The following is a 9,881-nucleotide window of genomic DNA, read 5'->3' on the forward strand; positions in this document are numbered from 1 at the left end:
CAGTCTCCAATCCCGGCCATCGCTTCACCGTCGTCATCGATCCCGGCCATGGCGGCGTCGACGGCGGCGCCGAGGGTCTCAACGGCACCATCGAGAAGAATGTCACGCTCGCCTTCGCCACCGAGTTGCGCGACCAGCTCGTCGCGGTCGGCAAATACGATGTGTTCATGACGCGCGAGACGGACGAGTTCCTGCGGCTGGACGACCGGGTGCGCATCGCCCGCCAGCATGAGGCCGACCTGCTGATATCGATCCACGCCGACACGATCAGCGTCAAGGGCATTCGCGGCGCCACCGTCTACACCGTCTCCGACAAGGCTTCCGATCCCGAGGCGCAGGCGCTCGCCGATCGCGAGAACCTCTCCGACCAGTTCGCCGGCATGGAGATCAAGGACGACAACAAGGAAGTGACCGACATCCTGATCGACCTGATCCGCCGCGAGACCCACAGCTTCTCGATGAGCTTTGCCCATACGCTGGTCGGGCAGCTTTCGACCAGCGTCGGCCTGATCAACAATCCGCAGCGCTCTGCCGGGTTCAAGGTGCTGAAGGCGCCTGACGTGCCTTCAGTGCTGGTCGAGCTGGGCTATCTCTCCAACGCCAAGGACGAAGCGCAACTGCTCAGCGCCGACTGGCGCGGCAAGGCCGCGCAGAGCATAACCAACGCCGTCGCGCTGTTCGCATCAGCCAAGGCCGGAACGGGGACCGGAGGCTGAGGTGGCTGCCGCCTGCAACCAGAGGCGGCGTTGCACGGCGACAACACCCGGCGCTATAATTTCCCGAGAGGGAAGCCGAAAACCCGGTGCTGCCGTATTTTGTCCACATGGTGGCGACATGGGTTTTCCATTGCGGATTGGGACCGTCCCGGAAGCTTGCGCCAAAGGCGGCTTCGTTTAGGAAATTCCCGAACCACGGACTGGAGCGGGCATGATTCGTCTCATCGGCTATTTCTTCGGCATCGGAACGACGCTGGCCCTTATCGTGGCCGCCGGCGTGGCGATCTACATCAGCCATCTGGCGAAGGATCTGCCCGACTACGAGGTGCTGGCCAAATACGAGCCGCCGGTGACGACGCGCATCCATGCGTCGGATGGCTCGCTGATGGCTGAATATGCGCGCGAGCGCCGTCTCTATCTGCCGATCCAGGCGGTCCCGGATCGTGTGAAGGCCGCCTTCCTCTCGGCCGAGGACAAGAATTTCTACAACCATCCCGGCATTGACGTGACCGGCCTCGGCCGCGCCATCATCGTCAACCTGCAGAATTTTGGGTCGGGCAGACGCCAGGTCGGTGCCTCGACGATCACCCAGCAGGTGGCGAAGAACTTCCTGCTCACCTCGGACCAGACCTACGAGCGCAAGATCAAGGAGATGATCCTGGCCTTTCGCATCGAGCAGGCCTACTCGAAGGACCGCATCCTCGAGCTCTATCTCAACGAGATTTTCTTCGGCTTCGGCGCCTATGGCGTGGCCGGCGCGGCGCTGACCTATTTCGACAAGTCGGTCAACGAGCTCACGGTGGCAGAGGCGGCCTATCTCGCCTCGCTGCCGAAAGGCCCCAACAACTATCACCCCTTCAAGCATGCCGACCGCGCGCTGGAGCGCCGCAACTGGGTGATCGACCAGATGGTCGAGAACGGCTATGTGACGCGCGAGGAAGGCGACAAGGCCAAGGCCGAGCCGCTTGGCGTGACGCCACGCCGCAACGGCTCATACCTGTTCGCAGGCGAGTATTTCACCGAGGAAGTGCGCCGCCAGATCATCGCCCGCTACGGCGAGAATGCGCTCTACGAGGGCGGTCTTTCGGTGCGCACGACGCTTGACCCGAAGATACAGCTCATTGCCCGCAAGGCGATGCAGAACGGGTTGCTGAAGTACGACACACTGCGCGGCTATCGCGGACCAGTGACCCACATCGACGTTTCCGGCGACTGGGGCGTGCCGCTCGGCAACGTCAAGGGTCTGGAGGACGTGCCCGAGTGGGCGCTTGCCGTGGTGCTTGACAGTTCCGACACCGGCCTCTCCATCGGCCTGCAACCGGCGCGTCAGGTCTCGGGCGACATCGTCAAGGAGCGCGTCGAAGGCACCGTCAGCAAGGACGACATGGGATTTGCCATGCGTCACATCGTTGACGGCAAGAGCGTCAAGGCAAAATCGCCGGCGGACGTGCTGCAGCCCGGCGATGTCGTCTTCGTGCAGAAGAACGAAGGTTCGGACAGCGCCTACAGCCTGCGTCAGGTCCCGGAAGTGGAAGGCGGCCTGGTCGCCATGGATCCGCACACCGGTCGCGTACTCGCCATGGTGGGCGGCTTCTCCTATGCGCAATCGGAGTTCAATCGGGCGACCCAGGCGATGCGTCAGCCGGGCTCCTCATTCAAGCCGATCGTCTATTCGGCCGCGCTCGACAATGGCTACACGCCGGCCTCGGTGATCATGGACGGCCCGATCACCATCCAGAGCGGCAACACGACATGGACGCCGAAGAATTATGACGGCACCGCTGCCGGTCCGGCGACATTGCGTTCCGGCATCGAAAAGTCGCGCAACCTGATGACGGTGCGGCTCGCCAACGACATGGGCATGAAGCTGGTTGTCGAATATGCCGAGCGCTTTGGCGTCTATGACCATCTTGCACCCTACCTGCCGATGGCACTCGGCTCCGGCGAGACGACGGTGATGCGCATGGTGTCGGCCTATTCGATCATGGCCAATGGCGGCAAGTCGATCAAACCCTCGCTGATAGACCGCATCCAGGATCGCTATGGCAAGACCGTGTTCAAGCAGGACGAGCGCGGCTGCGAAGGCTGCAACGCCGCTGAGTGGAAGAACCAGACTGAGCCGGAGCTGGTGGACAATTCCGAGCAGGTGCTCGATCCGATGACCGCCTACCAGATCACCTCGATGATGGAAGGCGTCGTACAGCGCGGCACCGGCGCCACCATCGCCGAACTCGGGCGTCACATCGCCGGCAAGACCGGCACGACGAATGACGAGAAGGATGCCTGGTTCATCGGCTATACGCCGAACCTGGTTGTCGGCCTCTATATGGGCTTCGACACGCCAAAGGGTCTCGGCAAGGGCGCGACCGGTGGCGGCCTCGCGGCGCCCATCTTCAAGGACTTCATGCGCGTGGCGCTGGACGGCACGCCCAATGTCGACTTCCAGGTTCCGGAAGGCATGAAGCTCATCGCCATCAACCGCAAGACCGGCATGAAGGCAGCCGAAGGCGAGGCGGGCACGATCATCGAAGCTTTCAAGCCAGGCACCGGCCCGGCCGACAGCTATTGGGTGATCGGCATGGGAGCCGACGGTTCGAACGGCGCCGGCGGCGCGCTGTCGCCGCAAGCCACGCAGGCCATCCAGGATGGCGGCGGCGGACTTTACTGACGTCTGCGAGGCTACGGAATGGCCGGCTGATCACAGCCGGCCATTATTGCTTTACAGGCGGCGGTGCCGTGCCTATGTATCGCGCCTATCCCAGACAAGAACCAGACAACAGGACAGAACTGGCAGCCATGCGCGCGGAAACGCAGAACATCGTCGACGAGATCAGGCAGGCGATAACCCTGCTGAGGAGGCATCTTTGACTGGGACCAGGCCATCAAGCGGCTTGAGTACCTGAACGTCCGCGCCGAGGATTCCAGCCTCTGGAACGAGCCGCTGGAAGCGCAGAAGCTGATGCGGGAGCGCCAGGAATTGGAGGACGGTATCGCCGCCGTCAAGGGCCTGACGCAGGCGCTGGAAGACAATATCGGCCTGATCGAGCTTGGCGAGGAAGAGGGCGACGAAGGCGTCGTGGCCGAGGCCGAAGCGGCGTTGCGCTCGATGCAGGGCGAAGCCAAGGCCCGCCAGGTCGAGACGTTGCTGTCGGGAGAGGCCGACGCCAATGACACCTATCTCGAAATCCATGCCGGTGCCGGTGGCACCGAGAGCCAGGACTGGGCCTCGATGCTTTTGCGCATGTACACGCGCTGGGCGGAGCGCCGCCGTTTCAAGGTCGAAGTGCTGGAAGTGCATGACGGCGAAGAGGCGGGCATCAAGTCGGCCACGGTGCTGATCAAGGGCCACAATGCCTATGGCTGGCTGAAGACCGAATCCGGCGTCCACCGGCTGGTGCGCATCTCGCCCTACGACAGCAATGCGCGGCGCCACACCTCCTTCGCCAGCGTCTGGGTCTATCCGGTCATCGACGATACGATCGAGATCGCCGTTTCCGAATCGGATGTCCGCATCGACACCTACCGTTCGTCGGGATCGGGCGGCCAGCACGTCAACACCACCGATTCGGCGGTCCGCATCACCCATCTGGCGACCGGCATAGCGGTCGCCTGCCAGGCCGAGCGTTCGCAGCACAAGAATCGGGCCAAGGCCTGGGAGATGCTGCGCTCGCGCCTCTACGAAGAAGAGCTGAAGAAGCGCGAGGCGGTGGCCAACGCCACCGAGGCGTCGAAAAGCGACATCGGCTGGGGCCACCAGATCCGTTCCTACGTGCTGCAGCCCTATCAGTTGGTGAAGGATTTGCGCACCGGCGTCGAAAGCACCAGCCCGTCGAGCGTTCTCGACGGCGATCTCGACGAGTTCATGGAAGCCTCGCTGTCGCACCGCATCGAAGGCGGGGCGGGCGAAGCGGTGGCGGACCTCGACTAGGATATGTCCATATTCAGGTGAGGCCGGGCTGACACCTTGGGCACCAGATGAAGGAGGCGCTTGTGACCAAGCCGGACAAGGCAAATACTCACAGACTTTCCGGAAGGTGCTTTTGCGGCGCCGTCCACTACGAGGTGGCGGACGAATTCGTCTATGCCTTGAACTGCCACTGCTCGAACTGCCAGCGCGCCACCGGGTCGGCTTTCAAGCCCTTCGCCGGCATCGAGCGGGACAAGCTGCGCCTGACCGCCGGCGACGACAGGCTGCTGGTCTTCGGCGATCCGAGCGGCGCTCACGACAAGCACTGCGGGCAGTGCGGCTCGCTGCTTTATTCGGTGGTGCGGGAGGGCGCCTACGTCCACGTCACCATGGGGACGCTGGTGGATACGCCGAGCATCCGCCCGACGGCGCATATCTTCGTTGGTTCCAAGGCGAAATGGTTCACAGTCACCGACGACCTGCCGCGGTATGATGAGCATATTCCCGGTTGAACGGCTGGAACCAGCTTCATCCGAATTTCGTTGTCCGGCACCAGACATCCGTCGCTAACGGCTCGTTAACCAAGCCGGCGCACGATTCTGGCTGCAGAGGTTTGGCGTGCGGCGCGGCGTTGCCGATGCGGCCGCTTCTTGCGCCGGCCAAGGAATCAGCCCAGCATTCGGGCTGAGGGGATAGAAGCATTTATGGCCGGACGCGGCATATCTGCGACCTGACGATCCGGCCAGTGGGAAGACACGTTCCGGGAACGGGCAAGCGAAGGCTTGGAGCTCGTTTGAAAGGAACGTTCTCATGTTTGCTGCCACAATTCGACAGGCCAAAGCCGTTGAACCGGTTGGCCGCTTCCTGTTTTTCCTGGCCGCGGCGGTCGTAGTGTTGACGGCGCCTGCGCTCGCGCATGACGCCAAGCCTACCGCGGCATTGCCGCAAGGCTGGAGCTATCCCTTCTCCTGCTGTGCCAACTACGATTGCCGCACGACCCACTCGGGCGAAGTCCTGGAGAAGCCGGAGGGCTATGTGATCGCCGGCACGGGCGAGGTGGTTCCCATGACCGACAAGCGCGTCAAGGACAGCCCCGACGGTGAATTCCACTGGTGCGCGCATCAGGCGGGGCTCGATGCCGGCAAGACGATCTGCCTGTTCGTGCCGCCGCGCTCCTATTGAGGCGACGGGCATCCGACCTGCGGGTCAAGGGGCATCGGGCTTTCCAGTTTTGAGAGCGGGCAGGCAAGCCTGCCGTCAGGCGGTTGTCAGGAACGCTTCTTTATGTTGCCTTGCCGTGGAGGCGGCGGACAATGGAGAGGAAATCGTTCATGACCATCAAGGGAAGCTGCCACTGCGAAGCGACAACGTTCGAGGTTTCGGAACCGCCGCAAACCGTGACGCAATGCACATGCTCCTTCTGCTCGAAACGCGGCTCGCTCTGGGCCTATTATTTGCCCGAGCAATTCAAGCTCACCAGCCCGCCCGAAAACGTCTCGTTCTACCGCTGGGGGTCAAAGACCATAAAGCACGGCTTTTGCGCCGCATGCGGCTGCGGCACCTTCACCGAAACGCCCGACTGGTCGAGCGGTGAGCCGGACTTCGACAACCCGAAGGTCAGCGTGAATTCGCGCCTGTTCGACGATTTTGACCTCGACAAGGTCGAGGTCGTCGTCATCGACGGCAAGAATCTCTGGTAGAGGGCACTGGCCGGAACGTCCGCGCATTGCGGCGACGGAAAAGCTTTGATTGGCATTTTGCCGTTCCGCTTTTCGCCGTATTTCATGCTACAAGACCGCCGGAAGGGCTGATATGGCGCGGCTGCAATGGCCGCGGTTTGGAGAGGGACATTCTCATGAAGAAGACTGTGCTCGTCGTCGTGGCGACGGCTGTATTGGTGAGCGCTTGCACCACCACCGATCCCTACACCGGTGAGCAGAAGGTTTCCAACACGGCGGCCGGCGCCGGCCTTGGCGCGATCGCGGGTGCCGGGCTTGGCCTTTTGGCCGGCGGCAACGACCGCCGCAACGCGCTGATCGGCGCCGGCATCGGCGCGCTCGCCGGCGGCGCTATTGGCGCCACGATGGACCAGAACGAGGCCGAGTTGCGCCGCCAGCTCCAGGGCACCGGCGTCAGCGTCACCCGCACCGGCGACCAGATCATCCTCAACATGCCGTCCGATATCACCTTCAACGTGGACCAGGACGCGGTGAAGCCCGGCTTCTATCCGGTGTTGAATTCGGTGGCGCTGGTGCTGAACAAGTTCCGCCAGACCACGGTCGATGTTTTCGGCCACACCGATTCGACGGGCGGCGACGAACACAATTTCGATCTGTCGCAGCGCCGCGCGCTGGCGGTCGCCAACTATCTGTCGGGGCAAGGCGTCGATTCGCGCCGCTTCGCCGTCACCGGCTTCGGCGAGACCCGTCCGGTCGCGTCCAATGCGACGGCCCAGGGCCGCGCCCAGAACCGCCGTGTCGAGATCCAGCTGTCGCCGCTCACCTGAGCCGCCTGGCATCGAACGTGAAAACGGCCCCCACGGGGGCCGTTTTTGTTTTGAGCCGACATTGGCAGTCTTCAGTTCACCCAGTCATCCTGAAGAATTAGCTAGTTCTAACGGACTGCTTTTCCGGGATCATGGAAAGGAATAGCATCGGAGCGTTCCTGAGGGGACGGGGCGGTACAATCGGCCGCGCAATCAAGAAGTTCGACGCCTCGGTCTTGCACGGCCAGATCAGAATTCTGGGAGGAATGCATGACGAAAACAGCTCGCTTCGGTGTCCTCGCTTTGACGGGTCTCATTGGCGCCTGGCTTGGCGTGGCCACGGCTCAGGCCGAGGATGCCAGCAAGGCCGACATCGAGGCCTTGAAAAAGTCGCTCGCCAAATATGAGGACTACACCGCCGCCATCCGCGACCTCTATCTGTCTACTGTCGGGTGCGTCTACTTCACCGGCGAAAAGATACCCGGCACGATGGACTATCCGAAAGGCGCCATGGGCATCCATTTCGTCAACGTTCCCAGCGTCGGGAAAAAGCTCGATCCGATGCACCCCAATGTGCTGATCTACGAGCCGACCAAGAAAGGCCTGAAACTGGTCGGGGTGGAATGGCTGGTGCCGCTGACGCCGGACGTCAAGGAAGCACCCACGCTATTCGGCCAGAAATTCATGGGACCGATGGAGGGACACTACCCTCTGATTCCGAAGGAGTTCGTCCACTACGATCTTCACGCCTGGTTCAAGGACAATCCGAACGGCGTGTTCAGCCCGACCAACCCGACCGTGAAATGCAGCAAGGCCGAGTTCCCGATGCTGGAGAAGCCGACCAAGATGATGCCCGGGCCGATGTAACGGGCCGCAAGACCTGAAAAAGGCGAGCCGGTTGGTCGGCTTGCCTTCTTGAAACGGAAACAGAAAATCAGACCTTGGCGACGATCCGCATGAAGGCGGGCATGTCGTCGCCGAAACCGACGGTGGCGTCGTCTTCTTCCTGGCGGTGGCGGGCAGGGCGGTCGCGTTTCGACTCGCTGCGCTGCTCGTTGCGATCACCCTTGCGTTCGCTGTTTTCGGAACGGATTGCTTCCTTGCGAGCGCGCCGCTCGCCGATATCGGCCACCGTGGCTTCGACTGCGACCGGCTGCTCCCCGGATACTGCAGCCGGCGCCGTGTCTTTGCTGTGCCGGGCCTGGCGCTCGCGTGATTTGCGCTCGCCCCTGTCCTTGCGGTCCTCGTCCTCGCGGCCGGCGCGGCGCGGTGCGCCGCGGCCGCGGCGGGGCGCCTCGTCCTCGCCTTCACTGGCGACCACCGTCGACAGGTCGCCGTCGTGCCATTCGATCCTGGTGCCGATCAGGCGCTCGATGGCGTCTATATATTTGCTGTCCGACTTGGTGGCGATGGTGAAGGATTTGCCCGAGCGGCCAGCGCGGCCGGTGCGGCCGATTCGGTGGACATAATCTTCGGCGTGGATCGGCACGTCATAGTTGAAGACGTGGCTGACATCGGGGATGTCCAGGCCGCGCGCCGCGACGTCCGAGGCGACGAGGTAGCGCAATTTGCCGTCCCGGAAATTGGCCAGCATCTGCATGCGTGCGCGCTGGTCCATGTCGCCATGCAGCGCGCCGGCATCGAAATCATACTTCAGCAGCGAGCGGAACAGCTCGGAGACCTCGACCTTGCGGTTGCAGAAGATGATGGCGTTCTTCAGTTCGGCATCTTCGGCCTTGATCAGGTTGCGCAACGTCTCGCGCTTGTCCCAGGGTTTCGAACCGGACTTCACCAGCCGCTGAGTGATGCTGGTCGCGGTGGAGGCGGCCTTCGAGACCTCGACGCGCACCGGCGCATGCAGGAATTTTTCCGTCAGCTTGGTGATCTCTGGCGGCATCGTCGCCGAGAAGAACAGCGTCTGGCGTGTGAACGGGATCATCTCGCAGATGCGCTCGATGTCGGGGATGAAGCCCATGTCGAGCATACGGTCGGCTTCGTCGATGACGAGGATCTCGACGCCGTTGAGCAGCAGCTTGCCGCGCTCTCGATGGTCGAGCAGGCGGCCCGGCGTCGCGATGAGCACGTCGGCGCCGCGCTCCAGCTTCTTGTCCTGTTCGTCGAAGGAGACGCCGCCGATCAGGAGCGCGATGTTGAGCTTGTGGTTCTTACCGTATTTGACGAAGTTCTCCTCGACCTGCGCGGCAAGCTCGCGCGTGGGCTCAAGGATAAGCGTGCGCGGCATGCGGGCGCGGGCGCGGCCTTTTTCGAGACGGGTCAGCATCGGCAGCACGAACGATGCCGTCTTGCCGGTGCCGGTCTGGGCAATGCCCAGCACATCCTTGCCCAGCAAGGCGTGCGGGATGGCGCCGGCCTGGATCGGCGTCGGCTTGGTGTAGCCGGCATCGGTGACTGCGGAAAGGACCTTCGGCGACAGGCCGAGGTCCGCGAATGTCAACGCTTCTTGAGCGGTCTGGGTGTCTGAGGACAAGTGTTGGCTGTCTTTGGCTGGTTTAGGGAAGCGCAACGGCATCCGTCGCGGCAAGCGCCGCGCGCCTGCAAGATCGGCGTTGGAGTTAGGCGCAAGGCCGCGATTTGTCAACAGAAACGGCCCGAATTGCTGCGATTGTGAAGACGTAACCTTAATCGCGATGCTTAATCGAAGCCTTGTCCTTGCGCCGGCTCAGTAGCGGAACTGTTCGGCGAGGATACGCTCGTTCCACGAATGGTTGGGATCGAACAGCAGCGTGGCTGTCGCCGTCGGCGACTCCCGCAC

Annotated in this window: 9 protein-coding genes and 1 pseudogene; 8 read left to right on the top strand and 2 right to left on the bottom strand. The window is 62.8% G+C overall.

Going from position 1 to position 9,881, the window contains the following annotated elements; genetic code table 11:
- From EN781_RS15510 to EN781_RS15545, 8 genes are all read left to right on the top strand, one after another.
- Positions 1 to 716: N-acetylmuramoyl-L-alanine amidase (locus EN781_RS15510; RefSeq protein ID WP_145965516.1), on the top strand; the 716-nt coding region annotated here is incomplete at its 5' end.
- A gap of 211 nt (positions 717 to 927) precedes the next feature.
- Positions 928 to 3,384, top strand: coding sequence for a penicillin-binding protein 1A (locus EN781_RS15515; RefSeq protein WP_127400123.1), 2,457 nt, complete (start codon positions 928 to 930; stop codon positions 3,382 to 3,384).
- A 128-nt stretch (positions 3,385 to 3,512) separates the two neighbouring features.
- Positions 3,513 to 4,644, top strand: a protein-coding gene (gene prfB / locus EN781_RS15520; RefSeq protein ID WP_126054381.1) for a peptide chain release factor 2 whose coding sequence is annotated in 2 segments (ribosomal slippage) — positions 3,513 to 3,578 and positions 3,580 to 4,644 — 1,131 coding nt in all. Because the reading frame shifts where the segments join, the coding sequence is not laid out codon by codon here.
- Between the two features lie 62 nt (positions 4,645 to 4,706).
- Positions 4,707 to 5,135 (top strand): GFA family protein, encoded by a 429-nt coding sequence (locus EN781_RS15525; RefSeq protein ID WP_245455459.1) that lies wholly within the window; start codon positions 4,707 to 4,709, stop codon positions 5,133 to 5,135.
- A 298-nt stretch (positions 5,136 to 5,433) separates the two neighbouring features.
- Positions 5,434 to 5,805: a hypothetical protein gene (locus EN781_RS15530; RefSeq protein ID WP_126054383.1), complete on the top strand. Its 372-nt coding sequence runs from the start codon at positions 5,434 to 5,436 to the stop codon at positions 5,803 to 5,805.
- A 149-nt stretch (positions 5,806 to 5,954) separates the two neighbouring features.
- A complete protein-coding gene (locus EN781_RS15535) occupies positions 5,955 to 6,323 on the top strand; it encodes a GFA family protein (RefSeq protein WP_126054384.1) in 369 nt (122 codons plus the stop codon).
- A 155-nt stretch (positions 6,324 to 6,478) separates the two neighbouring features.
- Entirely contained in the window at positions 6,479 to 7,129 is a 651-nt protein-coding gene (locus EN781_RS15540; protein WP_126054385.1) for an OmpA family protein, read from the top strand.
- Positions 7,130 to 7,378: 249 nt separating this feature from the next.
- On the top strand, positions 7,379 to 7,975 hold the full coding sequence (locus EN781_RS15545) for a hypothetical protein (protein WP_126054386.1): 597 nt from the start codon (positions 7,379 to 7,381) through the stop codon (positions 7,973 to 7,975).
- Positions 7,976 to 8,042: 67 nt separating this feature from the next.
- Here the strand turns inward: EN781_RS15545 and EN781_RS15550 are convergent, their stop codons facing one another.
- Positions 8,043 to 9,596, bottom strand: a complete 1,554-nt coding sequence (locus EN781_RS15550; protein ID WP_189347595.1) for a DEAD/DEAH box helicase — start codon at positions 9,594 to 9,596, stop codon at positions 8,043 to 8,045.
- Between the two features lie 192 nt (positions 9,597 to 9,788).
- A pseudogene (locus tag EN781_RS35310) lies at positions 9,789 to 9,881 on the bottom strand (NAD kinase); the annotation flags it as partial.

This window comes from Mesorhizobium sp. M4A.F.Ca.ET.090.04.2.1, from assembly GCF_003999085.1.
Taxonomy (GTDB): domain Bacteria; phylum Pseudomonadota; class Alphaproteobacteria; order Rhizobiales; family Rhizobiaceae; genus Mesorhizobium.

Coding starts and splice junctions, on each gene's coding strand:
- EN781_RS15515 (WP_127400123.1), top strand. CDS start 928: ATGATTCGTCTCATCGGCTATTTCTTCGGCATCGGAACGACGCTGGCC.
- EN781_RS15530 (WP_126054383.1), top strand. CDS start 5,434: ATGTTTGCTGCCACAATTCGACAGGCCAAAGCCGTTGAACCGGTTGGC.
- EN781_RS15535 (WP_126054384.1), top strand. CDS start 5,955: ATGACCATCAAGGGAAGCTGCCACTGCGAAGCGACAACGTTCGAGGTT.
- EN781_RS15540 (WP_126054385.1), top strand. CDS start 6,479: ATGAAGAAGACTGTGCTCGTCGTCGTGGCGACGGCTGTATTGGTGAGC.
- EN781_RS15545 (WP_126054386.1), top strand. CDS start 7,379: ATGACGAAAACAGCTCGCTTCGGTGTCCTCGCTTTGACGGGTCTCATT.